General features: G+C 69.4%; 20 protein-coding genes. 12 read left to right on the top strand and 8 right to left on the bottom strand.

The features are described 5' to 3' along the window. Nucleotides 1–21: 21 nt before the first annotated feature. Nucleotides 22–264 carry a MoaD/ThiS family protein gene (locus ABZ803_RS05705; protein ID WP_357033414.1) on the bottom strand — a complete coding sequence of 81 codons (243 nt, stop codon included), beginning with the start codon at nt 262–264 and terminating at the stop codon, nt 22–24. Next, entirely contained in the window at nt 257–1,315 is a 1,059-nt protein-coding gene (moaA, locus tag ABZ803_RS05700) for a GTP 3',8-cyclase MoaA (RefSeq protein ID WP_357033411.1), read from the bottom strand. Before moaA ends, ABZ803_RS05705 begins: the two co-directional genes overlap by 8 nt. A gap of 217 nt (nt 1,316–1,532) precedes the next feature. Between moaA and glp the strand changes: the two genes are divergently transcribed. The 4 genes from glp to ABZ803_RS05680 are packed head-to-tail and all read left to right on the top strand — an operon-like array spanning nt 1,533 to nt 5,350. Then, the gene (glp, locus tag ABZ803_RS05695) at nt 1,533–2,777 is read left to right on the top strand and encodes a gephyrin-like molybdotransferase Glp (protein ID WP_357033408.1); all 1,245 of its coding nucleotides are present in this window, start codon (nt 1,533–1,535) and stop codon (nt 2,775–2,777) included. Beyond that, entirely contained in the window at nt 2,774–3,850 is a 1,077-nt protein-coding gene (gene moaCB, locus ABZ803_RS05690; protein ID WP_357033405.1) for a bifunctional molybdenum cofactor biosynthesis protein MoaC/MoaB, read from the top strand. The genes glp and moaCB overlap by 4 nt, the downstream gene beginning before the upstream one ends. Continuing rightward, entirely contained in the window at nt 3,837–4,271 is a 435-nt protein-coding gene (locus tag ABZ803_RS05685; RefSeq protein ID WP_357033402.1) for a molybdenum cofactor biosynthesis protein MoaE, read from the top strand. Before moaCB ends, ABZ803_RS05685 begins: the two co-directional genes overlap by 14 nt. A 56-nt stretch (nt 4,272–4,327) precedes the next feature. After that, nucleotides 4,328–5,350, top strand: a complete 1,023-nt coding sequence (locus ABZ803_RS05680; RefSeq protein WP_357033399.1) for an AraC family transcriptional regulator — start codon at nt 4,328–4,330, stop codon at nt 5,348–5,350. Here the strand turns inward: ABZ803_RS05680 and ABZ803_RS05675 are convergent. From ABZ803_RS05675 to ABZ803_RS05665, 3 genes are all read right to left on the bottom strand, one after another. After that, nucleotides 5,340–5,531 (bottom strand): hypothetical protein, encoded by a 192-nt coding sequence (locus tag ABZ803_RS05675; RefSeq protein ID WP_040868744.1) that lies wholly within the window; start codon nt 5,529–5,531, stop codon nt 5,340–5,342. The genes ABZ803_RS05680 and ABZ803_RS05675 overlap by 11 nt on opposite strands. Nucleotides 5,532–5,719: 188 nt before the next feature. Next, nucleotides 5,720–6,754, bottom strand: coding sequence for a CobW family GTP-binding protein (locus ABZ803_RS05670; protein WP_357033396.1), 1,035 nt, complete (start codon nt 6,752–6,754; stop codon nt 5,720–5,722). An 85-nt stretch (nt 6,755–6,839) separates the two neighbouring features. Next, on the bottom strand, nt 6,840–8,174 hold the full coding sequence (locus ABZ803_RS05665; protein WP_357033393.1) for an N-acetylmuramoyl-L-alanine amidase: 1,335 nt from the start codon (nt 8,172–8,174) through the stop codon (nt 6,840–6,842). Nucleotides 8,175–8,739: 565 nt separating this feature from the next. On the opposite strand from ABZ803_RS05665, the gene ABZ803_RS05660 reads away from it, so the two are divergent. Both ABZ803_RS05660 and ABZ803_RS05655 read left to right on the top strand, forming a co-directional pair. After that, complete coding sequence (locus tag ABZ803_RS05660) at nt 8,740–9,111, top strand: hypothetical protein (protein ID WP_357033390.1); 372 nt, start codon at nt 8,740–8,742, stop codon at nt 9,109–9,111. Nucleotides 9,112–9,175: 64 nt separating this feature from the next. Further along, entirely contained in the window at nt 9,176–9,925 is a 750-nt protein-coding gene (locus tag ABZ803_RS05655) for an SDR family oxidoreductase (RefSeq protein WP_357033387.1), read from the top strand. A 12-nt stretch (nt 9,926–9,937) separates the two neighbouring features. On the opposite strand, the gene ABZ803_RS05650 is transcribed toward ABZ803_RS05655, so the two are convergent. Next, nucleotides 9,938–10,795, bottom strand: coding sequence for a cyclopropane mycolic acid synthase family methyltransferase (locus ABZ803_RS05650; protein ID WP_357033384.1), 858 nt, complete (start codon nt 10,793–10,795; stop codon nt 9,938–9,940). Nucleotides 10,796–10,973: 178 nt separating this feature from the next. Here ABZ803_RS05650 and ABZ803_RS05645 point away from each other — a divergent pair, with 178 nt between their 5' ends. After that, the gene (locus tag ABZ803_RS05645; protein WP_357033381.1) at nt 10,974–11,375 is read left to right on the top strand and encodes a PaaI family thioesterase; all 402 of its coding nucleotides are present in this window, start codon (nt 10,974–10,976) and stop codon (nt 11,373–11,375) included. Here ABZ803_RS05645 and ABZ803_RS05640 read toward each other — a convergent pair. Then, nucleotides 11,372–12,493: an MAB_1171c family putative transporter gene (locus ABZ803_RS05640; RefSeq protein ID WP_357033378.1), complete on the bottom strand. Its 1,122-nt coding sequence runs from the start codon at nt 12,491–12,493 to the stop codon at nt 11,372–11,374. The two genes, ABZ803_RS05645 and ABZ803_RS05640, sit on opposite strands and share 4 nt — an antisense overlap. A 617-nt stretch (nt 12,494–13,110) precedes the next feature. Between ABZ803_RS05640 and ABZ803_RS05635 the strand changes: the two genes are divergently transcribed. Further along, nucleotides 13,111–13,836: a TetR/AcrR family transcriptional regulator gene (locus ABZ803_RS05635; RefSeq protein ID WP_357033375.1), complete on the top strand. Its 726-nt coding sequence runs from the start codon at nt 13,111–13,113 to the stop codon at nt 13,834–13,836. 23 nt (nt 13,837–13,859) lie between these two features. Here ABZ803_RS05635 and ABZ803_RS05630 read toward each other — a convergent pair whose 3' ends face one another. Next, the gene (locus tag ABZ803_RS05630; RefSeq protein WP_357033372.1) at nt 13,860–14,408 is read right to left on the bottom strand and encodes a nuclear transport factor 2 family protein; all 549 of its coding nucleotides are present in this window, start codon (nt 14,406–14,408) and stop codon (nt 13,860–13,862) included. 453 nt (nt 14,409–14,861) lie between these two features. Here ABZ803_RS05630 and ABZ803_RS05625 point away from each other — a divergent pair, with 453 nt between their 5' ends. The 4 genes from ABZ803_RS05625 to ABZ803_RS05610 are packed head-to-tail and all read left to right on the top strand — an operon-like array spanning nt 14,862 to nt 25,832. Then, nucleotides 14,862–21,182 (top strand): SDR family NAD(P)-dependent oxidoreductase, encoded by a 6,321-nt coding sequence (locus tag ABZ803_RS05625; protein WP_357033369.1) that lies wholly within the window; start codon nt 14,862–14,864, stop codon nt 21,180–21,182. Next, nucleotides 21,179–22,603 (top strand): aminotransferase class I/II-fold pyridoxal phosphate-dependent enzyme, encoded by a 1,425-nt coding sequence (locus ABZ803_RS05620; protein WP_357033366.1) that lies wholly within the window; start codon nt 21,179–21,181, stop codon nt 22,601–22,603. Before ABZ803_RS05625 ends, ABZ803_RS05620 begins: the two co-directional genes overlap by 4 nt. Continuing rightward, on the top strand, nt 22,600–24,612 hold the full coding sequence (locus ABZ803_RS05615; RefSeq protein ID WP_357033363.1) for a CRTAC1 family protein: 2,013 nt from the start codon (nt 22,600–22,602) through the stop codon (nt 24,610–24,612). The genes ABZ803_RS05620 and ABZ803_RS05615 overlap by 4 nt, the downstream gene beginning before the upstream one ends. Next, nucleotides 24,609–25,832, top strand: a complete 1,224-nt coding sequence (locus ABZ803_RS05610) for an enediyne biosynthesis protein (RefSeq protein WP_357033360.1) — start codon at nt 24,609–24,611, stop codon at nt 25,830–25,832. Before ABZ803_RS05615 ends, ABZ803_RS05610 begins: the two co-directional genes overlap by 4 nt. The last annotated feature ends 4 nt before the right edge of the window (nt 25,833–25,836 follow it).

The following is a 25,836-nucleotide window of genomic DNA, read 5'->3' as shown; positions in this document are numbered from 1 at the left end:
GTGCGGACGCGTCGCGCCAGGCTATCCCCCGGCGAAGGGGGGCAGGACGTCGACGCGCGGGCTCAGCGCGGCGGCGGGATCACGGGTGAGCTCGTCACCGATCAGATAGGCGCACACCGACAGCATCTTGTCCAGGTCCGGGCCGTAGGTGGCGGACAGGGCGGCGCGCAGGTCGGCCACCGTCGCTCCGGCCGGGAGGTCGAGGGTTTCGCCGTCCTTGCCGACGGCGTCGGCGATCGCGGCGAAATAGCGGATCTCAACCACCGATGGCTCCCATCGTCCGCTCCGGGGGGACGAAGCCCTCCGCATCGATGCCGTGACCTGCCCATTTGTTCCACATCGCACCACGCCAGAGGGTCGCGACCTCGTCATCGCCCGCGCCGGAGCGCAGCACCTGGCGCAGGTCGAATTCCTGGTCGCTGAACAGGCAGGAGCGCAGCATGCCGTCCGCGGTGAGCCGGGTGCGGTCGCAGGTGTCGCAGAACTTGCGAGTCACGGTGGCGATGATGCCCACGGTGCCGGGGCCGCCGTCGACCAGCCACTTCTCCGCGGGAGCCGACGGATCGGCGCGGCCGGCCTCGGTGAGCCCGAACCGGGCGCCGAGCACGTCGAGCAGCTCGGCGGCGGTGACCATATTGGCGCGAGCCCACTCGTGGTCGGCGTCGAGCGGCATCTCCTCGATGAAACGCAGTTCGCAACCCTCGTCCAAGCACCAGCGCAGCAGATCCGATGCACCGGAGAGGGTTTCGCGCATCAAGACGGCGTTGACCTTGATCGGCGCCAGCCCGGCGGCACGGGCGGCGCGAACACCCGCGAACACCGATTCGAGGCGGTCGCGGCGCGTCAGCCGCGCGAAACCGGCCCGGTCCACGGTGTCCAGCGACACGTTCACCCGGTGCAGTCCCGCGGCGGCGAGGCCGAACGCGCGGTGCTCGAGCCCGATGCCGTTGGTCGTCATGGCCAGCGGGATGTGCGGCACCTCGGCGTGACAGCCCGCGATGATCTGTTCCAGCTCGCGGCGCATCAGCGGCTCGCCCCCGGTGAAGCGGACCTCACGCACCCCCAGTTCGCGCACCGCGAGGCTGACCAGACGCACGATCTCGTCCACCGTGAGCAGTTCGTGCCGGGGAATCTCCGGCAGCCCCTCCTCCGGCATGCAATAGGTACAGCGCAGCGAACACTTCTCGGTGATGGATACGCGTAGGTCGCGGGCGACGCGTCCGAAACGATCCAGCAAGTAGGGGGTGTCGGGACGGCCGGCGAGCGAGGGACGCCCGGAACGCACCGCGGGAATCCCGATCTCGACCAGAGTCACACGTCCATTATGACCGCCTGTCCCGATTCGGCTGCGGGCGGAATGCTCACTTCGGGCTCACCACGGCCGCGAATCGACGGTGAGGCCGCGCCGGGGACGAGCGCGTCGCCGGGCGACCTGCGCACGGATCGGGCGTTAGGCGTACCTCCGCCTTCGCTCCGGCCATGCGCAGGCTGAGGACGGACTACGTCCGACCGCACCCATTAGGCTGACTCGCATGAACCCTCGGCCCGCCGGCGTCTCGGCCAGGCCCGTCGACGACTACCGCGACAGCATCGAACAGCTGCTGCGGCCATTGGCCGCGCGCACGGTCGAGTCCGTCCCGGTGCCGCGGGCGCTGGGCAGGCAGTCGGCCGAGGACGTCCGCTCGCCGATCGAGCTGCCGGTGTTCCGGAACTCCGCGATGGACGGCTACGCGGTGCGCGCCGAATCGGTACTGGTCGCCCCGGTCACCCTGCCCTTGACCGGCGTGGTCGCGGCGGGCGCGGCGGGCCGCACGCCGCTACCGAGGGGCGCTGCGATGAAGGTGATGACCGGTGCGCCGATCCCACCCGGCGCGGACTGCGTCGTGCCGGTGGAGGACACCCACGTGGGCGACGGCACGGTGACCATCGAACGCGGACGCAGCGCAGGCGAATTCGTGCGGGAACCGGGGACGGACGTCCGGACCGGGGATCTGCTCGTGCGGGCGGGAACCATGCTCGCCCCCCGGCATGTCGCCGCCCTCGCCGCCGTCGGCCTGCCCGCGGTGGCGGTCTTCCGGTCGGTGCGCGCCGCGGTGATCACCACCGGCGACGAGTTGGTCGCGGCCGGAAAGCCGCTGCGGCCGGGGCAGATCTACAACTCCAACGGCGTCGCCCTCGCCGCGGCGCTCGCGGCGAACGGCGTCGATGTCGTCTCGGTGGCGCACAGCACCGACGATCCGGCGCGTTTCCGCGCGCTGCTGTCGGCGGCGACCGAGAACGCCGATGTGGTGTTCACCTCCGGCGGCGTGTCCAAGGGCGACTTCGAGGTGGTCAAGGACGTGCTGGAGCCGATGGGCGGGCGGTTCGGCTCGGTCGCGATGCAACCGGGCGGCCCGCAGGGACTGACCGTGGTCGACGGGGTGCCGGTGCTCAGCTTCCCCGGCAATCCGGTCAGCACGATGGTGTCGTTCGAGGTGTTCGCCCGCCCGATCCTGCGGCGTCTCGCCGGTCTGCCCGAGGTGGACGCCTACGAGCTTCCGCTGGCCGACGCCGTGCCGCGCTCGCCGGAAGGGAAACGGCAATTCCTGCGGGGCAGACTCATCCGCGCCCATCCGGGGGAATCGCCCGCGCACCGGCAGCCCCGGGCGGTCGAGGTGGTCTCCGGTCCGGGGTCGCATCTCGTGGCGGCCATGGCGTGGGCCGAGGTGCTGATCGATGTGCCCGCCGAGGTCACCGCGCTGCCCGCCGGAGCGCTTGTGCGAGTGTGGTCCTTATGAGCGAGTTGTCCCATGTCGACCAGGAAGGCCGCGCCCGCATGGTGGATGTGAGCGCGAAGAGCGATACCACCCGGATCGCCGTCGCGGCAGGCGAGTTGCGCACCACGGCCGAGGTGGTCGCGCTGGTGCGGGCCGACGACCTGCCGAAGGCGGATGTGCTGTCCACCGCACGCATCGCGGGAATCTCGGGGGCGAAGAAGACCTCCGAACTGATCCCGCTGTGCCATCAGCTGGCGCTGTCGTCGGTGCGAGTGGAGTTCGGTTTCACCGACACCGCCATCACGATCGAGGCCACCGCGAAGACCAAGGGTCCTACCGGGGTGGAGATGGAGGCGCTCACCGCGGTCGCGGTCGCCGGGCTCACCCTGCACGACATGGTGAAGGCGGTCGACCCCGCGGCGACGCTCACCGACGTGCGGCTGCTCACCAAAGAAGGCGGCAAACGCGGACATTGGGAGCGCCCGGCCGACGAAGGCCCGATCCCGCCTTCCGCCGACGAAGACCTGTCCCCCGAGGACGCGGATACCGAGCCGGACATCGCGGATACCGAGCCGGACATCGCGGAGTACGCCGAGCCGGAACTCGACGGGGAGCCGCGGTCGGCCGTGGTGCTGGTCGCGTCGACCGGTGTGGCGGCGGGGACCCGCGAGGACACCACCGGTCCGGTGCTCGCGGACTGGCTGGACGGACTCGGCTTCTCGGTGCGGGGCCCGCTGGTCTACGCCGACGCCGAGATCGAATTCGGCCTGGCCGACGCGTTGCGCTTCGAACCGGCGCTCGTCATCAGCACCGGCGGGACCGGTGCGTCCCCCACCGACGGGACCCCGGAGGCCACCCTCGCCTTGCTCGACCGCGAACTCCCCGGTGTCGCGGAGGCGATCCGGCAGCGCGGCACGGCGAAATTCCCGCTGGCGGCGCTGAGTCGCGGCGTGGCGGGGCTGGCCGGGCGCTCGGTGGTGGTGAATCTGCCGGGATCGCCGGGAGGCGTTCGCGACGGCATCGCGGTGCTGGAACCGCTGCTGGATCATCTGCTCGCACAAGTCGCCGGAGGTGGAAGTCATGACAACGGCTGAGGCCGAGGTCCGGCTCGCCCGGATCAGCGACCAGCCGCTCGACCCGGCGGAGGTCGAGGAGGCGGTCTGCGGACCGCACTACGGCGCGGTCGTGGTGTTCACCGGGAAGGTCCGCGACCATGATGGCGGGCAGGCCGTTTCGGCCCTGGAATACTCCGCGCACCCGCAGGCGGAACGCTTCCTGCGCACCGTCTGCGCGGAACTGGCCGCCGCGCACGGTTTGCCGGTCGCGGCCGTGCATCGCATCGGCTCGCTCGGCATCGGTGACCGCGCGATCGTCGTCGCGGTGGCGGCGGCGCATCGGGGCGCGGCGTTCGCGGCGTGCTCGGAACTGGTGGATCGGATCAAGCACGAAGTCCCGATCTGGAAACGCCAGTTGTTCGCCGACGGCCTGTCCGAATGGGTGAACGCCTGCGGGTGACCTGACCGTGACATGAATCTCATGACGAATCAACACGACCGGGATAGCGTGTCGGCGTGGGAACCGACCAGGTCTTGCTCCACCGGTTCGTCATCTCGCAGCTCACCGCGGCCGGCGTCGATCGCGACCGGCTGCTCCGGGAATCCGGGTTGCCGGAGTGGACCATGGCGGGCGACGACGTGCACCTGCCCAGCCAGACGTTCTCCCGGCTGTGGGAGATCGGGGAGCACGAACTCGGCGATCCGGACGTCGCCCTGAACGTGGCGAGCCGCTACGAACTCACCTGCCTGGGCCTCTACGACTACCTGTTCTCCTCGGCCCCGACGCTGGGCGCCGGATTGGCGACCTGTGGGCCGTACGTCACGGCGGTGACCACCAACCATCGGTTCGATCTGGTCGCGGAGAACGACGACGAAGTCACCCTGTATCTCGACATGATCGACGGTGAGGGCCGGGGCCGGGATCTCACTCAGCTGTGGGGGCTGTGCGCGGTGCTCAGCCGCGCGCGGCGCGTGGTGCGCGAACCGCTGGCTCCGTTGCGGGTCTCGCTGCGCCAGCGCGCGCCCGCCAAGACCGACACCTTCGTCGAGGTATTCGGCACCACCGCGATCGAGTTCGACGCGCCGGTGGACGCCATGATCTTCCGCGCCTCGGATATGGATCTGCCGCTGACCACCAGTGATCCGGTGCTGGCCGGCATCCTGCGGCCGTTGGCCGCGGCCCTTCCGCCACCGCCGCCGCTGGCCACCGCCTGGCCGGAGCGTGTCGCGGCCGCGCTGGCGAACTGTCTGGACGAGGGCGACGCGTCCCTCGAGCGGGTGGCGCGCAGGCTGGCGACAAGCCCCCGCACGCTCCAGCGGCGGTTGCGAGAGGCGGGCACCACTTGGCGCGCGGAACTGGATCGCGCACGCGGCGCGCGGCTGGTCGCCGCGACGGCCACCGGCCCGTTGAGCCCGTCGCGCCAGGCCGAGATCCTCGGCTACTCCGACCCGGGATCGATGCGGCGAGCGGCCCGGCGGTGGTCGCTGACCACCCCCGCGTATCGCGCCGAGTGGGTGGAGCGGACGTTCACGGCCTGATGAAACGCGCGGCGATCGACCAGAACGTCGCGTCCTCGATCGCACGGAAATCCCAGCTGTTGGCGATGGCGTGGGTCTCGGCGACGATCGCGGGAACGTCGAAGTCCTCGCGGGTGGCGGTGCCCTTGGCCTCCAGCGCCTCGATGACGTACGCGGTGGCGCTCTCCATGGAATCTGACACGGGAAACTCCCATCGGTCGCAGAACGATTCGGTCGGTCACGGATGGGCTGCCGAGCGGCGCCGCGGGCGGCAGTACGCTCCCGGTGCCCGCGGACCGGCGGACACGCATTCAGTCTCATGAAAAGACTGCCCTGTCACCAGCACCGAACGCGACATGTCGCGAACAAACGCGCCAATCTGACGCGCGTTCAGTGCGGTGTATAGCGCCACACGCCGAGCATGCTCTGCGCGTCGAGTGGTTCGGCGGCGTCGTGCACGGTGTCGTGCAGCCGCGCCAGGGCCGTATCGGTGCGCAGGCCTGCCCCGATGAGCACCAGTTGCGCGCCCCGCGCTTCGCCGCGCGACCAGCCGCCCGGCTCGAAGACGATGTGGCGGCCGACCATATGCAACACGAACTTCCTGCGTTCGTCGGCCACCCCGAAGGCGGCGAACCCTTTGGCCCGGAACAATCCCGGCGGCGGGTCCTCCAGGAAGCCGATCAACTTGCGCGGGTCCAGCGCTCGTTCACTGGTGAACGAGACGCTGGCGTAGTCGTCGTGCAGGTGACGGTGCCCGGCGTGATCGTCGTGGTCGTGCTCGACGAGCAGTTCGTCGAAGCTCAGCTGCTCGGCCACCAGCGGGCGGGTGCGGTGCGGTTGGTCGAACAGCAGCCCGGGATCGATCCGGCCGTAGGTGGTCGCGTACACCGGCACCGAACCGGCCAGCGCCGCGACGTCCTCGCGCAGCCGTTCGAGTCGCTCGGACGCGACCCGGTCGGCCTTGTTGATCACGACCAGATCGGCCAGCCGCAGATGCGTGCGCAGCTCCGGGTGGCGGGCACTGCTGCGCGGGAACTCTTCGGCGTCGACCACCTCGACCAGGCCGCCGTAGCGCAGGCGAGGATTGTCGCTGCCGACCACCATCCGGATGAGGCTGCGCGGCTCGGCCAAGCCGCTGGCTTCCAGGACGATCACGTCGATTCCGGCCTTCGGCTGGGTGAGCCGGGTGAACAGCTCGTCCAGCTCGGTGACGTCGACCGCGCAGCACACGCACCCGTTGCCGAGCGAGACCATGGCGTCCACCTGCCCGGCGACCAGCATCGAATCGATGTTGATCGCCCCGAAGTCGTTGACCACCACCCCGATCCGCGTTCCCTGGTTGTCCCGCAGCAAGTGATTGAGCAGCGTGGTCTTTCCGGAACCGAGAAACCCCGCGACGAGCACAACAGGAATCCGGTCAGCCATTCCGCTCACCCTAGTGCGCCGCGGGAAAGACCGGACGCCACCCTCGAGGTGGTGAGGATGGCGTCCGGCGGGTTCGGTGTGCGGACTATTTCGAGGAGCCCAGCAGCATGCCCGCCAGGCTGTAGCCGAGGTTGATCAGCTCCGTGGTGATCGCGTTGTCGTCCAGGCCCAGCATCTTCGCCAACGGCATCAGCAACTCCATGATCGAAGCGTTGCCCCCGGCGGTCCCGGGTGACTGCTGCGCGTTCGGCGTGCCCGGCGACTGGGTTCCGGAGGTGCCCGGTGCATTCGGCGTCGCGGGCGTGCCCGATGACTGCGGTGTCGCGGTGCCGGGCGCGGGCTTCGGCGTCGAGGTGCTCGGAACGGACTGCGCCTGCGGCACCGCGGGAGCCGCCGGACTCTGCGGCACACCGGGAGTTGTCCAACTCTGCGGCAACGCCGGAATCGTCTGCGCCTGCGGCACCACCGGGTTCGTCTGCGCCTGCGGCACCACCGGGTTCGCCTGCGCCTGGGGAGTGCCCGGATTCGTCTGGCCCTGCGGCGTTCCCGGCGCCACCGCGGGACGGTCGAGCGACGTGCCCTGCGGAGTGGTCTGGCTTGCCTGCTGATCCGGCGAGATACCCGGCTGCGGTGCGCCGAGCAGGTAACCGACCACTCCGGTGGTCAGCGCGATGGCGTGCTTGAGCTGCCCGTCGGGTGTTTCCAGCAGCGCCGCGTCCTCGGGATTGGCGCCGTTGCCCATCTCGAGGAAGACGAGCGGAACGGTGGTCAGCGCGGGCCCGGCGATGTCGCTGCGGGTCTGCAGACCGTCCACGACGCCGCCGTAGTTGGCGGGCGGGAAGCCCGCGTCGCGGTACGCGTCGCGCACCGACTTCGACGCGGCGAGGCCCGCTCCCGATTGGGCCTGATCGACGATCAGATTCGGGATCGGCAGCTCCGGGATGATCAGGTGGAACCCGCGATCCTGTGCGGGCGCGCTGTCGGCGTGGATGCTCACGGCGACGTCCGCGCCGGACTGGCTCGCCGCGCGGGCCCGGTCGTCGACGCAGCCGCCCCAGTTCATGTCGTCCTGGCGGCTCAGCACGACGTGCGCGCCGAGTGTCTCCAGCGACGTCTTGACGACCTGGGCGACGTTCCAGGTGATGGTGTGCTCGGGAACGCCGTTCATCGTGGTCATGCCGGTGGTCTGGCAGTCCTTGGTGCCGCCGCGGCCATCGCTGACCTGTCTTGCCAAATCTTGGGAATGGTTCGACCCCTGATGTCCTGGGTCGAGGAAAACGGTCTTGCCGGCGAGCTTTTGCGACATGTCCAGCGCCGACGGCGCCGCCTGTGCGGTGACCGGGAGCAACCCGGACAGCGTCACCGTCACCGCGGCCGTGACGGCGGTACAGATCCCTGCCTTGATGATGCTTGGCTTCATAGTGCGGTCGGTGCTCCGGGACGGAGCACCCCTCCCTTCCCACTTGTAACACCAAACCCAGTAGTCAACTCTGGCAACGCGTGTATCAGCAAAGCAAGTTGCGTGATCGAAGTGTTACAGCATGCGCGATGCCCGGCCGTCCGGCTCGCTCGGTAGTTTGCGCAGAGGTAGCAGAGCGTAATGCATCCGGCTCCACGCCACACCGAACGGCACGCGGAAATCGTCGGCGACTTGCCGAGTGCCATGGTCACGCTCGATCTGCTCGGTAATCCCCGCACGGCAGGACGGAGGTGGACAGCAAGTAACTGCGCCCTCGGGAGATCGACGGCCAGCCCGGCGGCGAAGCGAGACGGGACTCGACCCGTTCGCACCATCGCCCCTACTGCGCGGCGACCGGGTGATGTCCGAGACGACATTCCGCGCCAATTACGGAATTCCGGGCACACCGCTCGGTCGGTTCTGGTATTCCTTGCCGCGGAGATGCGGGGATCTCCCGAGTCGGCCGCGGCCGCGGGGAGCACGACGACCGTGGGCGCGGCGGTAGTACAAGTCAAGGAGAACCGGTATGCGTGCACGCGCACTCCTCGTCGCGGGAGCCATGAGCTGCGCGGCGACTCTGCTCGCCGCGGGGACGGCGGCGGCCGAGCCCGCGAACACCATGACGCACGACGGCGTCTACTTGGTCGGCGTCGACATCGTGCCCGGAATCTGGGAGGCGCCCGGCACCCCCGACCCGGCCTACGCCTGCGATTGGCGCAGGCTGTGGAAGGTCGAGGGGGACAACACGAACATGCAGTACATCCTCGCGAACAACTACACCCGGCTCGGTCCGGTCCGGGTGCAGATCAAGCCGACCGACGTGGGGTTCAAGACCGAGAACTGCGGGCCGTGGCGGTTGCTGCCGACACCGCCGCCGACCGGCTCGTTCGGCGGCTGACCGAGCGGCCGCTCCCACCGGGCGGCGTATTGACTTGTGTTCAATAGAGGCTAGGGTCAGCCGCATGACGCGGAAGAGGATTCTGATCACCGGCGCGAGCGCGGGCCTCGGGGCCGCCATGGCGCGCGACTTCGCGGGCAAGGGCCGCGATCTCGCGCTGTGCGCCCGCAGGCTGGACGCGCTCACGGCGCTGCGCGACGAGCTGGTGGCCGCGCACCCGGAAGTCACCGTCGCGGTACGCGCCCTCGACGTGGACGACCACGCCGCGGTGCCGATCGTCTTCGGCGAGCTGCGCGACGAACTCGGCGGCCTGGATCGCGTGATCGTCAACGCCGGTATCGGCAAGGGAGCGCCGATCGGCAGCGGGCGGGCCGACGCGAACCTCGCGACGGCGACGACGAATTTCGTCAGCGCGCTGGCGCAGGCGGAGGCGGCGCTGGAGATCTTCCGCGCGCAGCAGGCCGGCCACCTGGTGCTCGTCGCCTCCATGAGCGCGGTGCGCGGGCTTCCCGGCAAGAAGGCGGCCTACTCGGCGAGCAAGGCGGGCCTCGCCGCTCTCGGTGCCGCACTGGCCACCGAATTGGCGCGGTCGCCGATCGCCGTGACCACCCTGTTGCCGGGTTTCATAGCCACCGACATGGCGGCCAAGGCGGGTGACGCGCGGATGGTCGCGCCCCTGGACAAAGGCGTCGCATCGATGGTGGCCGCCATCGAGAAGGAGCAGCGACGAGCGTGCGTGCCCGGGTGGCCTTGGCGGCTGATCGATCTCGCGCTCCCCCACCTGCCCGACGCCCTGGTGGCACGGCTGAGCTGACCCGGCCGCCGCTCACTTGACCAGCGTGAACTGCATGACGTCGATGCGGCCCTCGCGGAACTGCCGCGCGCACCCGGTCAGATACCTCAGGTACCGCTGATAGACCTCTTCGGACGCGAGGGCGATCGCCCGGTCCCGGTGCGCCCGCAACGCCTCGGCCCAGCAGTCGAGAGTGCGCGCGTAGTGCGGCCGCAGCTCCTGGATCTTCTCCGTGCCCAGGCCGGCGCGGCCGGCCAGGCGCGTCACCTCGGCGGGGTGCGGCAGCTGTCCGCCGGGGAAGATCTCCCGCTTGATGAAGATGTGGAACCGCGCGTCTTCCCGGGTTGCGGGAATTCCCATGCGCCGCAGGTCTTTCAGCGTGTACGCGACGATGGTGTGCAGTAACATCCTGCCGTCCGGCGGCAGCATCCGGTGACATCGTTCGAAGAATGTCTCGTAGCGGGAACGCCGGAAGTGCTCGAAGGCGCCGATACTGACGATGCGGTCGACTTCGCCGTCGTATTCCTCCCAGCCCTGCAACCGCACCTGCGCGCCCGCGATGCGCTCGCGTTCGATCTTGTCCGCGACGTACTCGTACTGGTTGCGGCTGAGCGTCAGCCCCACGACCTGCGCGCCGTAGGCGGTGGCGGCACGCAGCATGGTCGAGCCCCACCCGCATCCGACGTCCAGCAGGGTCATCCCCGGCCGCAGGTCGAGCTTGCCTAGCGCCAGATCGATCTTCGCGCGCTGCGCTTGCTCGAGCGTCATGTCCGGTCGCGCGAAGTAGGCGCAGCTGTAGGTCATGGTCGGGTCGAGGAACAGCGCGTAGAACTCGTCGGAGAGGTCGTAGTGGGCTTGCACTTGCCGATAGAACGGCTGGAGTCCGGTCATCGCGTTTCTCCTGTTCATCGGGTTCATGAGCTGATACCCGCCAGACGTCGCCCCGTTTCACCGAACGCGGACCGATACGCAACCGATGTGCAGGTCTCCATCCGGCAACGCCAGTGGTCGCTCCCGACTACCCGCGAGGTAATCGACTCCGCGACCGGCGGCGGGCAAGATCACGGCCATGATCGATGAGACCGGCACCAAGCTTTTCCACCAGTCCATGCCGTTCACCGAACGCCTCGGCATCGAGGTGCTCGCCCACGGCCCCGAGCTGGTCCGCAGCCGCCTGGCCTGGGACGAATCGCTGTGCACGCTGGGCGGCATGCTGCACGGCGGGGTGCTGATGTCGCTCGCCGACGCCACCGGCGCGGTCTGCGCGTTCCTGAACCTGCCGGACGGCAAGCAGGGCACCACCACGGTGGAATCGAAGACGAATTTCCTGCGCGCGGTTCGCTCCGGGCACGCCATCGCGTCGGCGACGCCGTTGCATGCCGGACGCTCGTTCATCGTGGTGGAGACGGTGATCCGGGACGACGCGGACAAGCTGGTCGCGAAGGTCACCCAGACCCAAGCGGTGCTCTAGCCGACGGCCACCGGGACCCGCTCGCCCGCCGCCGCGCGGGCCGCGGGCCACACGCGGGCCAGTTCGAGCAGTTGTCGCAGCTCGGCGTCGAAATCCGCCGCGGGCACCGGCAGCCGGGCCGCGGTCGATCCGATCGGCGCCGAGCCCCCCTGTCGCGCGACCGCCGCGCACGCCAATTGCTGCGCGTAGTCGGTCATCGGACATCCCGACTCGTCCGATGCCCCGTGCGCCGGGGCGTAGCGGCCCAGATGCAGCAGCGCGTCCTGGATCTCCACCGTCATCCGCAACAGCTGGGTCCCCGGATCGGCATGCTCGCCCGCGGCCGGCCGCAGCACGATCTCCGGGACGGCGGTGGTGAGATCCCGCCACAGCGGGCGCAACCTGCGGCACGATCGTCCTGCTCGATCGAGTTCCGCCGTGGCCAGCAGCGACCGGATCAGCGGAATGGCGATCACCGTCGCGTCGATCGCCAGACAGATGGTGACCGTCGCCTCGATCCGGATCAGATGCGTACCCCAGCGCTGCCATCCGGTGACCGCCCGCACCGTCGACAGCACCAGGTTCACACCGAAAAGTGTTGCCGCCCAGATCATCAGTGCGCACACCAGCTTCTCCGCCAGGCCGATGCCGCCCGCCCGCAGCTCACGCAGGCACATGCGGGCCAGCAGCGAGACGTTCACCAGCAGCGGGAGACCGAAAGCGGTCCACACCACCAATCCCTCGGCATCCAGGGTCAAGTCGACGAGTCTGCCTTCCTGCCGGGCCGCCGTGCCCGCCAGCAGGATCGCGCCGGTGGCCGCGGCCGCGAGCACGCAGCAGACGCGGTGCCTGCGCCGTACCGCCGCCGGGTCCACGTCGAAGGCCCAGATGCGGACGATCCCTTGCAGGCACATCGACGCCATCACCGTGCAGCCGAGCGAAAGCTGATGGGCGAGGCTCGCGATGCCGGGTGTCATGGTGCAGCGATACAGCAGCAGACTCAGCAAGCCCCACAAGAACAGCTGATTCAGCAGTTTGTCGACAATTGTGTCGCGTACCAGCAACCACCGGCCGGCGAGCACGGCGGCGACGAAACCGATGACCGGCCACGCGACGATTCCCGAGATCGATGACGACATCGGCCGGCCTCCCACCCACGAAACTATCCCCGCTGAACGATACCGTTGCCGCGTGTTCACGACCGTGTGGATCGAGAATCGACAGCAGCCCCATTTGTCCGCTTTGCGAGATTATCGCCGTGTCCAGAAGTTTGCCACTCCGGTCGCCGGGTGCCACGGTCGAGCGCAACGCAGCGAATAGGAAACAACGCAGAACATTTGGCCGTTCGCCTGTGGATGTTACGCTGTATCACATAGAGTTTCGGTGACGACACCCACCTCCGACACGCACCTCCCGGCGAGTGCGCCCGCTCTTCGTAGCCCGCGAACGCGGCTCCCCCTCATGCTCTGCCCGCCCGTTCGTGCGGCAAGAACGGAGATTTCTGTGCGCGATGAACCACGATCAGCTTTCCGGACCGAGCGAATCGATGGTGCATCGATCGAAATAGACATCGCCGCCGCGGCACTGCCGAGGCACGGCCGACCATTCCGGCCGCGATCCACCGCCCCGAGACCGGGGGCCCGCGCGGTGACCGCGACCGGGGCGCCCTCGGTCGAGCGGCGGTACCGCCTTCCCGAAGACAGCGCACCAGCGGATCTATGCGTCACGGCGTGACCGTGCTGGGGAAACGGAAGCGATGAGCAAGCAAACTGCCGGAACAACTGAACTAGCCGTGCGCCCGGCCGGGACGGACACGATGAACACCGCGCTGCGCGATCGCCTGATCGACGCGACCGTCGAGGTGGTGTCGACCGAGGGTTTGCACGCACTCACCGTCCGCCGCGTGTCGCGCATGTGCGGAGTCTCCACGATGGCGGTGTATTCCAACTTCGGCGGCATGCCCGGGCTGATCCGGGCGGCGGGCTCCGCCGGATTCGCCCAGCTGGCCGAGCGGATGAACGCGGCCGGGGTGAGCGAGGAGCCGATCACCGATCTGCTCGTGCTCGGCCTGGTGTTCCGGGACGAGGCCCAGCGCAGGCCGGAGCTGTTCCAGCTGATGTTCGGCACCGGCACGCGCATCGACTTGAAGATCAACCGCGGCAATGTGCTGGTGGCCGGGCACGATTCGGAGTTCGAGCACTACGCGGAGACCTTCGACCACGTGGTCGGCGCGGTGCAGCGCGCACAGGACGCGGGACTGATCAACACTCCCGACGTCCGTTCGGCCGCGGCACAGCTGTGGATGGGACTGTTCGGCTTCGTCCAGCTGGAGATGGCAGGCCACCTGGGCGACGACGGCCTACTCGAAGTACTGGTGCCCGCGATCGTGAATCTTCTCGTCGGCATGGGCGCCGAACTGGAGACCGTCGGCTCCTCGGTCCTACTCGCGGTGGAGCGCTTCGCCGAAAAGTTCGGCGACTGAACCCCGCGTGAACCGGGTACCGGTCAGAACGGCAGCCGGGACCGGAACCGCTGGGCGCGTGCCATCGCGCGCTCGGCGGCGCTTCCGCGCGGCGGCATCAGACCCAGTTGCAGCAGCATCTCGGTCAGGTCCCAGGTGGCCTGGCTGCGCCAGATGAGCCCGGAGCGGAACTGCCACGCGTCGATGACCAGCAGGTCGATTCGCTTGCCGGTCGGGCCGAAACCGGGCGGGTCGATCGGGCCCAGATGAGTGCCGGTCATCCGCCACGGCACCAAGGCGATCCGGTTGTCCGCGGCGAGCGTCGGCGGGAACGGGTTGGTGTAGGCGACATCCGGGAACGAGCGCACCGTGTCGGTGACGAATTTCTGCACACCCGCCCGCCCGTGCGCCGGCGCGTCCAGCGAGGGGTCGTGCCAGATCGTGTCCTCGGTGACGCACTTCGCGACCGCCGCACCGTCTCCGCTGTTCCACCCGGCGATGTATCGCTCGGTGAACTCGAGCAGCCAGGCCGAGCTCTCGATGGGTTCGGCCTCCGCTTCGATACGGAACTGCCCGGTGTTGTAAGGATCCACGCCCATCGCCTTTCGCCGGTGCGTATTCGACGAGCCATCGTAGCCACGAATGGAGCACGTGCTCAACACTTCCGGCAATCCGGCGCCGAATTTTGAGGAATAACATCGGAATAACGCTGTAATCCGGCGAGTCCAGCCAGGTCATAACTGTGTAATAACAGCAGAATAATATCGTCATACCCGCCCTGAACTGCATTGACGACGGGTCTGGCATTACCTACCGCGCAATGCTTTTCGATCTGCACCCGCACGATTAGTTATTGACCTTCGCGAATCGGGCCTCCTACCATGGGTGGACACTGACCTCCTACCGCGGAACCACTTCACCTCCGGACGACGTCGCGGCCGAACAGGTATACCGGCGTCGCGATTCCGGTTGTCTCCACGCTGATTCGACGACGCCGACGTGAAAACGCCTGCGATTTCGAATACCTGAGCACCAGGGGATTTTGCATGCCCAATGTAGCAATTGTCGGTATCGGCTGCCGTTTTCCGGGCGGCATCGACGGGCCGGACTCGTTCTGGGATCTCGTCGTGCGCAGGGGCGACGGCATCGTGGAGGTACCGGCGGATCGCTGGAATCTCGCGAAATTCTACGATCCGGACCCGGACGCGCCGGGCCGGATGTACACCAGGCACGGTGGATTCCTGACCCAGTCGCTGTGGGAGTTCGACGCCGAGTTCTTCGGCATCTCCCAGCGCGAGGCGTCGATCATGGATCCGCAGCAGCGGCTGCTGCTCGAGGTCGCCTGGGAGGCGCTCGACGACGCGGGGATGGCGGGCCGGGTCGGCGGTCGCGAGGTCGGCGTGTTCGTCGGCGGCTTCATGAACGACAACGCGCTGGTGCGCAGCGGTTCGCTGTCGCGGGCCTCGATCAACAGCCACAGCCCGACCAGTTCCTCGCACACGCTGCTGTCGGCCCGCATCGCGTTCCTGCTGGATCTGCTCGGACCGACTATGACCATCGACACCGCCTGCTCCTCCTCCCTGGTCGCACTGCACCAGGCGATGCTGGCGCTGGAGTCGGGTGAGTGCGAGACGGCGATCGTCGGCGGCGCCAACGCGATGCTGCGGCCCGAGGCGTTCATCTCCATGTGCAAAGGCCGGTTCCTCGCGGTCGACGGCCGCTGCAAGTCCTTCGACGCGGCGGCCGACGGCTACGGCCGCGGCGAGGGCGCGGGGGCCGTGGTGCTGAAGCCGCTGGAGGCGGCGGTGCGCGATCGCGACCGGATCTACGCGGTGGTGCGCGGCAGCGGCGTCAACCAGGACGGCCGCACGCTGGCGATCCCGGTGCCCAACCCGGTCGCGCAGGAGGCCTTGGCCCGGCGGGTGCGCCGGCTGGCGGGCATCGACGCCAATGACATCCGCTATGTGGAGGCGCACGGCACCGGCACACCGGTCGGCGACCCGCTCGAATTGGCCGCCTTGGGCGCGGTGTACGGCGCGGTCGACGGCCGCGACGAACCGTTGCCGGTCGGTTCGGTGAAGAACAACATCGGGCACACCGAGGCCGCCGCGGGCGTCGCGGGCGTCATCAAGGCCGCGCTGACCCTGCATCACGGCGTCATCGCTCCGCAACTGCGGCTGGACAACCCGAACCCCGAGATCGCGTTCGACGAACTGCGGGTACGCATTCCGCTGGAGACCGAGCCGCTGCCGAACGACGACGGCCGGGCCGCGGTGGCGGTCAACAGCTTCGGCTACGGCGGCACCAACGCCCATGCGATCCTCACCCGCGCACCCGAAGTGCCCGCCGAGCAGCCCGCGCGCGGGGCGATCACCGTGCTGCCGCTGTCGGCCCGCAACGAGACCGCACTGCGCACGATGGCCACCCAGCTGCACGAGCTGACCGAGACCGCCCCCGTCGACGCGGTGACCGAGGCGGCGTGGGTGCGGCGCGCGCACCACCCGCTGCGCGCCGCGTTCGCCTACCGCGACACCGACGATCTGCGTTCCCAGCTGGTCGATTTCGCCGTGGGGGCGGGCAAGCCGCCCGCCCGCGCGCTGACCGATGGATCCACCCAGCCGGTGTTCGTGTTCAGCGGCATGGGCCCGCAGTGGTGGGGTATGGCTCGTGGCCTGCTCCAGGCCGACGGGCATTTCGCCGCCGCGGCGCGGGCGATCGACGAGATCTTCCACGAGATCGCGGGATGGTCGATCGTCGAAGAACTCCTGCGCCCGGAAGCGGAGTCGCGGATCACCGGGACGGCGTACGCGCAACCGGCGAACTTCCTGGTCCAAGCCGCCCTCGTGGCCGAACTCGCCGAACTCGGCATCCACCCCGCCGCGGTGGTCGGCCACAGCGTCGGCGAAGTCGCCTCGGCCTACGCCTCCGGCTCGCTGTCACTGCGCGACGCGCTGCTGGTGAGCCATCACCGCGCTCGGTTGCAGGCCACCACCGCGGGCACCGGCGGCATGCTGGCCGTCGGCCTGTCCGAAGAGCAACTGGGCGAGCGCCTCGCGGGCATGCCGGGCGTCTGCGTCGCGGCGATCAACAGCCACTCCGCGGTGACGCTGTCCGGTGACCCGGCCGAATTGGACCGTATCCGAGCCGAACTCACCGACGAGGGCGTCTTCGCGAAGGCGCTGCGCGTCGAGGTGCCCTACCACAGCCATCTGATGGACCCCATTCTCGGCGACCTCACCACGGTGCTGGCCGGCCTCGCGCCACGACCCGCACAGGTGCCGGTCTGGTCCACCGTCACCGGCGGTGAACTGTCCGGGCCCGAGTGGGACGCCGAGTACTGGTGCCGCAACGTGCGCGAGCCCGTGCGGTTCGGCGCGGCCGTGGACAGCCTGCTCGACGCGGGCCACCGGGTCTTCCTGGAGGTGGGGCCGCACCCGGTGCTCAGCGGCAATATCAAGGAGGCGTTCGTGCGCCGCGGTCTCGACGGCGCGGCGATCAGCACCCTCTCGCGTAACGCCGACGACCACGACAACCTGCTGCGCGCGGTGGGCGAGCTGTACCAGGTGGGCGGCCTGGACACCACGCACGCGCCCGGTGCTGCGGAAACGCCTGCCGCGCAGCTGGACCTGCCCCGCTATCCGTGGCAGCGCCGCACGCTGTGGACCGAGGACCCGGCGATCGAGGCGGACCGCGTCGGCGCCGTCGACGGCTACGTCATGCTCGGCCTGCGCACCGCGGCGTCCGCTCCGGAGTGGGAGGTCGAGCTGTCGGTGGCCGCGTTGCCGTGGCTGCCCGATCACGTCGTGGACGGATCGGTCGTGCTGCCCGGCGCGGCCTATCTGGACGCCGCGCTCAGCGCCGTCGCGGTGCGGACCGGTCGCACCTCCTTCGGGCTGGAGTCGGTCCAATTCGTCGCGCCCTTGGTGATCGGGCAGCACGACGTGCCGGTATTGCGCCTCACCGTCGAGGAGACCACCCATCGGTTCACCCTGCGCTCGCGCGCCGCCACCGCGACCACCTGGACGGTCAACGCGCACGGCAGGCTGATCGAAGCGGACGTCGACGCGCGCGGCATCGACCTCACGCCGGCGGCGGACGCGGTGGAGGTGAGCGCGGCGACGCTCTACGACGGCCTCGCCGCGCACGGCCTGGCCTACGGGCCGAGCTTCCGGCTGATCACCGACGCCCGCGTCGGCGCCGACTCCGTGCTGGCCCGGCTCGATCTCACGCCGCTGACCGGTAGCGCGCCGAGCCTGCCGCACCTGGCCCATCCCGCCGCGGTCGACGCCGCGCTGCAGTGCTTCGCCGCCCTGTACGCCCAGACCGCGCGCGGCGCGAGCGTGGTGGTGCCGTCCTCGGTCGCCGGGGTCCGCTGGACCGGGCCGCTGCCCGAGCAGGCCGTGGTGCTGGTCCGCCGGGTGGACGGTGATCCGCTGTGCGCCGATATCACCGTCGCCGCACCGGAAGGCGCTGTCGCGCTGACGCTTTCCGGGGTGCGGTTCGCCAGTCTCGCGGCCGAGCCGGATCTGCACGAGCAGCTCGACGGCCTGTTCTACGAGCCGGTGTGGTCCATCGTCGACGACACCGCGACCGCCGACGAACCCGCGGGCGGCGAGGAGTTCCTGCTCGTGGTCAGCCTGGGCGGCACCGTCTCCCAGCGCGCGAAGGAAATCGCCAGCGCCCGCGCCTCCTCGGAGATCCTCACGCTGGAACCGGAGGAGGCCGGCGCCTCGGACCGTGTCCTGGCCGCCCTGCGCGCCGCTCACGAGCGGCCCGGCGTGACGCGCGGCCGGCTCGTCGTGGTGTCCGGCGCCGAGCTGGACGCGGTGCCCAACGCCTACGGGCTCGCCCTCGTCGCGAAGGCGGTCGGTGAACTGGTGGTCGGCGAGGAGGACGACGCCACGGCGGCCGAAGTGCGCGCGGTGGTGGTCACCGAACAGGCGTTCTGCCTGCCGATCGACACATTCGCGCACCCAGCGCAGGCCGCGCTCACCGGCGCCCGGCGCACACTGCGCAACGAGCAACCCGCGGTGCACTGGCGGTTGGTCGACACCGAACCGGCCACGCGCGCCGCGGACATCGTCGAGCAGGTGTTCGGCGACGGACGCGCCGACGAGGTCGCGTTGCGCGCGGGCGCGTGCTGGGCGCTGCACCTGCGCAAATCCCTGCGCGAGCACGTGTCGGCCTGGGACGAGGCTGCGCCGCTGACCGACCCGGAAAGCTCGTTCCGCTTGGAGATTTCGCGCTCGCGGCTGCTGTCGGATCTGGCGTGGCGCGCGGTCGACCGCGTGGCGCCGGGCCTCGGCGAGGTCGAGATCCGGATGGACGCGGTGGGCCTCAACTACAAGGACGCGCTCAAAGCGCTCGGGGTGCTCACCGAAAAGGAGCTGGCCGGAACATACTTCGGCACCGAACTGGGCATGGACGGGTTCGGCGTGGTCGAGCGGGTCGGCCCGGGGGTCACCGAGGTCGCCGTCGGTGACCAGATGTCGGTGTGCGCTCGGGATTTGGTCCGGCGGCACGTCACCCTCCGGCCGGACGAGGGCGCCACGATGCCCCTCGACTACCCGGGCACGGTGCTCGACCCGTGCCACTCCAGCTCGGTGTTGCCCTTCCTCACCGCCGAATTCGCCTTCGGCGACCTCGCGCACCTGCGATCGGGTGAGACGGTGCTGGTCCACGGTGCGGCGGGCGGCATGGGCATGGCCGCGGTCCAGGTGGCGGTGCGCCTGGGCGCGCGGGTGATCGCGACGGCGGGATCGGACGAGCGCCGCGCGGTGGCCACGGCGGCGGGTGCGCACGAGGTGGTCAACTCGCGGTCGATCAGCTTCGTCGACGACGTGCTCGCGCTGACCGGCGGACGCGGCGTCGACGTGGTCTACAACTCCTCCCCCGGTGAGATCCTCCAGCAGAACCTGCGGGTGGCCGCCGAGTTCGGCCGGGTCGTCGAGATCGGCAAGGCCGACATCTACGGCGGCGGCGCGATCGACCTGCGCCCGTTCGACCGGAACCTGTCGTTCTTCGCCGTGGACATGGACCGCGCCCTGGCCGTGCGGCCCGAGTTGGTCCGCCGCGCGGCACGCCGGGCGATGGACGCCCTGAACGACGGCACCTACGACTACCTGCCCTACACCGCGTTCCCGCTCGCATCGACCGCCGAGGCGTTCGAAACCGTGGTGCGGTCCAAGCAGATCGGCCGGGTCGTGCTGGATCTGCGCGAACCGGAACCGACCGTGCTGGCCAAACGACCGACTCTGCCGATCGACGCGCAGGCCAGCTACCTGGTCACCGGCGGTTTCGGCGCGTTCGGCCTTGCCACCGCGCGCTGGCTGGTCCGCAACGGCGCGCGCCGGCTGGTGCTGGCCGGACGCAGCGGCGCCACCACGGAGGCGGCCCGCGCCGCGATCGCCGAATTCGCCGCCGCCGGTGCGGAAGTCGTCGAGGAACGCCTCGACATGTCCGACTACGACGCCGTCGCGGCGCTGGTCGAGCGCATCCAGGCGAGCGGGCGTCCGCTGCGCGGGGTGTTCCACGCGGCCGGTGTGGTGAACAACCTCGAGGTCCCGCAGATCACCGCCGAGTCGCTGGCGGAGATCTTCGGACCCAAGGTCGCGGGCGCGGTCAACCTGGACACCGCCGTCACCGCCGCCGACATCGAACTCGACATGTTCGTGTTGTTCTCCTCGGCGAGCAGCATCGTCGGCATCTCGCCCCAATTCGGTTACGCGGCAGCCAATTCCGTGCTCGACATGATCGCCGCGGCCCGCCGCGCCCGTGGCGCCGCCGCGCTGGCGGTGAACTGGGGCTTCATGAGCGGTGAGGGTGGCATGGCCGACTACGAGGCGGTCAGCCGGTATGCGGAGATGACCGGCTACCGCTCGGTGGACATGGACGTGGCCACCGATCTGCTCGGCGAGTGCCTGCGGCTGGACCTGCCGCAGATCGTGCTGTTCGACGTGGACTGGAGTCAGTGGGCGCTGGCGCATCGTCCGTCCACCCGCACGCCGCGTTTCGCCGACCAGGTGGCGGCCGCGGGCGGCGGCGCGTCGGGCGCGGGCGCGCTGCGGGCGGAAATCCTCCAGCTGGGTCTGGAGCAACGCGGCGAGGTGGTGGCCTACCTGCTCGCCGAACAGCTCGCCGCGGTGCTGGGCGTCGACGCCGAGACGGTGGACCTCAACACTCCGCTGCCCGAACTCGGCATGGACTCGCTGATGGGCATGGAGTTCGGCGCCCGCGTGGTGCAGGTGCTCGGCACCCAGCTGTCGGTGCTCGCCGTGATCGGACTGACGTTGCGCGGGCTCGGCGCGCGGATTGCCGAGCAGATTGCCCAGGAAGAAGAGCGCGCGGCGAGGAGCGAGGACGAATGACCGACAACAATCCGAGGGAGCTGGCCCGCGCATTGCTGGCCAGGCACGCGAGCGGCGAGACCGGCGCCGCCGCGCCCGCGACCGACGGCGCGCGGACCACGAACGGATCCGCGACCGCGACCACCGCCAACGGCCACACCGCACCGCGCGGGGTCGCCCACACGTCCTTCCGTGACCACCCCGGCGTGCTCGAGGCCGGGCAGCGGTTCGGGCGGTTCGACGCCTGGGTCGAACAGGTCGGTCTGGTCAACCCGTACTACTTGCCGCACGAGGGTGTCAGCGGTGCGGTGACCAGGATGGCCGACCGGGATGTGGTGAACTTCAGCAGCTTCGGTTACCTGGACCTGGCCGCCGACCCGCGGGTGCGGCAGGCCGCCAAGGACGCGATCGATCAGTACGGCACCTCCGCCGCCGCGGTCCGGATCGTGGCGGGCGAACTGCCGATCTATCGTTCGCTGGAAGCCGAGATCGCCCGTGTCTACGACACCGAGGCAGCGCTGGTGACCGCCAGCGGCTACCTCACCAATGCCGCCGCGGTCGGATTCCTGCTCGGCAAGCGCGATCTCGCGGTCTGCGACGCGCTGATCCACCACAGCGTGGTCTCCGGCACGGAGTGGTCGCGCTGCAAGCGGGTCTCGTTCCGGCACAACGATCCCGAGTCGCTCGAGACGATCCTCAAGATGTCCCGGCGCAGCTTCGACCGGGCCATGGTGATCATCGAGGGTCTCTACAGCATGGACGGCGACGTGGTCCGGCTGCCCGAGATCATCGAGGTGGCCCGGCGCTACGACTGCTCGATCATGATCGACGAGGCGCACTCGTTCGGCACGCTCGGCGCCACCGGGCACGGCGTGCGCGAGCTGTTCGATCTGCCCGGCGACGCCGTGGACGTGTGGATGGGCACCCTGTCCAAAGCGCTCGGCAGCGTCGGCGGTTACCTCGCGGGCAACCGGGAACTGGTCGACGGATTCAAATACGTCGCTGGTGGATTGAGCATGTACACCGCCGCACCCGCCCCCTCGGCCATCGGCGCCGCGCTGGCCGGGCTCGAGGTACTGCGTGACGAGCCGGAACGGGTGGCGCGGTTGCGGCACAACAGCGAGTACTTCCACCGCCGCGCGAAGGAATACGGGTTCGACATCGGCATGTCGGAGGATTCCGCGATCATCCCCGTGATGACCGGCGCCGACGAACCGGCCGTGCTGGCGGCACTCGCCATGCTGCAACGCGGCTTCAGCGTGAACGCCATCACCCACCCGGTCGTCCCGGCCGGGGAGGCAAGGCTGCGGTTCTTCATCAACTGCAGGCACACCGAGCAGCACATGGACCAAGCGCTGGCCACGCTGCGCGAGGTGCTCGACGGACTCGCGGACACCGCGGGACAGCAATTCACTCTCGCCCATGAGGAGCAGCACTCGTGAAAATTCCCATCAACCGATCCCTCCTCCGAAAAGCGGTGGTCCCCGGGGTGGCCCTGCTGCTGATGGGCTCGCTGTTCATTCCCGCGCGGTCGGCGCTGCTGCCCACCTACGACGAGGCGGGCGGGCCGATCGCGAGCAAGTTCGACTTCACCGCGATGCCGATCGCGCTGCCCAAGGGCCTGCCGACCGACCGCAAGATCCGCGAGCTGCGGGAGCCGTACAAGCACCTGTCGGCCTGGATCTCCTCGGTCGGGGCGGCGATCGCGATGAACGACTTCGACGGCAACCGGCTGGCCGACGACCTGTGCGTGGTCGATCCCCGTTCGGACACGGCCTTCCTCACCCCGACGCCGGACAGCAACACCGGCCGGTACGAACCGTTCGTCCTCGACCCCGCGCCGCTGCCCGTCGACTCCTCCACCGTCCCGTCGGGCTGCATCCCGGGCGACTTCAACGGTGACGGCCGGATGGACGCGCTGGTGTCGTACTACGGCCGCACGCCGATCCTGTACCTGCAACGCGCCAACGCGACCCGACTGGACGCCAAAGCATTCCGCCCGATCGACATCGTCCCCTCCCCGAACACCCCGGACGGGCACTACGAGGGCGAGCGCTGGATCACCGCGGCGGTGTCGGTCTCCGACTTCGACGGCGACGGCAAGCCGGACATCTACCTGGGTCAGTACTTCAACGACATGGACGTGCTCTCCAAAGAGGGCCAGCTCGCGCTGTGGATGACCGACTCGCTGTCCAACGCGCGCAACGGCGGCAAGGATCGGATCTTCACGCTGACCTCCGCCGCGTCGGGCAACGAACCGACCGCCGACTACCGTGAGGTGGCCAACCCGTTCCCGATCGGCATGGACACCGGATGGGCGCTGGCCGCCGCCGCCTCCGACCTGAACGGCGATCAGCTGCCGGAGCTGTACGTGGCCAACGACTTCGGGCGCGACCGCCTGTTCGTCAACCAGTCGACACCGGGCCGGATCCGCTTCGGTTACGCCGAGGGCGAGCGGGGCATCACCGAGCCGAAGTCGTATGTGATGGGCCATGATTCGGACAAGGGCATGGCCGCGGACTTCGGCGACCTCAACGGCGACGGCATGCCGGACCTGTTCGTCAGCAACATCGCCGTGCGCTTCGCGCTGATGGAGGGCCACTTCGCCTTCTACAACACCGCCAAGGACACCGCCGACGCGGCGCGTCAGCTCGCCGAGGGCGTCGCCCCGTTCAAGAACCGCGCCACCGACGTCGGACTGGCCTGGGAGACCTGGGGCTGGGACGCCAAGATCGACGACTTCGACAACGACGGTCGCAACGAGGTGGTCCAGGCCACCGGCATGATCAAGGGCGACACCAACCGGTGGCCGCAGATCCAGGAACTCGGCACCATGAACGACAACCTGACCAAGTATCCGTGGTCCTGGCCGATCATCGGCGCGGACGCCGATCTGGCGGGCAGCAATCCGGTCGGCTTCTTCAGCCGCGGCGACGACGGCAAGTTCGCCAACCTCACCCATGCCCTCGGCATGGACACCCCCGTCCCCTCCCGCGGCATCGCCGTGGGCGACACCTCGGGCAACGGCGCACTGAGCTTCGCCGTCGCGCGCCAATGGGGTGATCCGACCTTCTACCACAACAACAAGGCGGGCAACGGCCGGTTCCTCGGCCTGAAGCTGTTCAAGCAGGCCTGGGACGGCACCGCGACCACGAACACCATCGCCGGGCTTCCCACGCAGGGCGTTCCCGCGGTGGACGCCCAGGTCGAGGTCCGCACGGCGGACGGCCGGTTGCTCACCAGCCACCTCGACGGCGGCAGCGGGCACACCGGCAAGCGGGCCACCGAGGTGCACATCGGCCTCGGCGACGTCGACCCCGCCGCCCCGCTGAACGTCGTGCTCCGCTGGCGGGAGACCAACGGCACCCCGCACGACCAAACCCTCCAGCTCGCGCCGGGCTGGCACACCGTGAACCTCGCCTCGGACGCGCAGGAGGTCAAGCAGCGATGAGCGACAACGACAAGAAGGATCCGGGCGAGGCGAAAGCCGCGTCGAACGGTCATCACGAAACCCCGGCGGCCGAGGGCAACGGCAGCGCCGCCCACGGCGGTCCCGAGGGCAACGGCGTGGCCACGGAGAACAATCCGGCCGCCACGGCGGGTAACGGCAACGGGACCAGTGTTACGGCAGCCGAGCGCATCTCGGCCGTACAGCGCTCGGGCACCGAGTTCGCCAAGGAATGGGTGGAGAAGCCCGCGGCCACCAAAGATCCCCGCTACCTGGCACTGCGCAACTTCGCCATCTCGATCACGATCTTCAACCTGATCGGATTCCCGCTGCTCGGCTTCGAGCAACCGTTCCTCTGGCCGTTCATCGCGCTGGCCACCGCGTACTCCACCGAGATCGGACTGGAAGTCCTCGCGGCGTGGGCGTACAAGCGGCCGCCCGCCTTCCGGGGCCGTGGGCCGCGTGGGCTGTTCGAGTTCCTGCTGCCCGCGCACATCACCGGTCTGGCGTTCAACTTCCTGACCTTCGCGCACGACAAGCTGTGGCCGGTGATCTTCGGCATCGTCGTCGCGGTCGGTACCAAGTGGGTGTTGCGCGCCAAGATCAACGGCAAGATGCGCCACTTCATGAACCCGTCGAACTTCGGTGTCGTGGTGTGCTTCCTGGTGTTCCCGATGATCGCGGTGGCGCCGCCGTACCACTTCACCGAATACATCACCGGCCCGGCGGACGCGCTCATCGTGCTCGGCCTGCTGATGACCGGCACCATGCTCAACGCCAAGCTGACGCTGAAGATGCCGCTGATCATGGCGTGGGTGGGCGCGTTCGCGCTGCAGGCCATCGTGCGCGGGCTCATCGAACCGAACATCTCGATCCTGGGCGGTCTGAGCGTGATGACCGGCCTGGCGTTCGTGCTGTTCACCAATTACATGGTCACCGACCCGGGTACCACGCCGTCGGGCAAGAAGCAGCAGATCGTGTTCGGCGCCTCGGTCGGCATCATGTACGGCGTGGTCACGGCGCTGCACATCTCCTACGGCCTGTTCATCGCGCTGGTCGTCGTCTGCGGCGCTCGCGGCGTCTACTGGTGGGTGCGCGGCATCGCCGAGTGGTGGGGGCAGCGCGGCGCGGCGCCGGCCGTGGAGCAGCCCGTGGTGGCCGACGACCTGGATGCCGACATCGCACGCGAACCCGAGCCCGCGAAAGAGGCGGCCCGTTCATGACCGG

It is taken from the genome of Nocardia sp. NPDC047648 (assembly GCF_040642815.1).
Lineage (GTDB): Bacteria > Actinomycetota > Actinomycetes > Mycobacteriales > Mycobacteriaceae > Nocardia > Nocardia gamkensis.
Note: the sequence above shows the minus strand (reverse complement) of the source record. Positions and strands in the feature narration are given on the sequence as shown.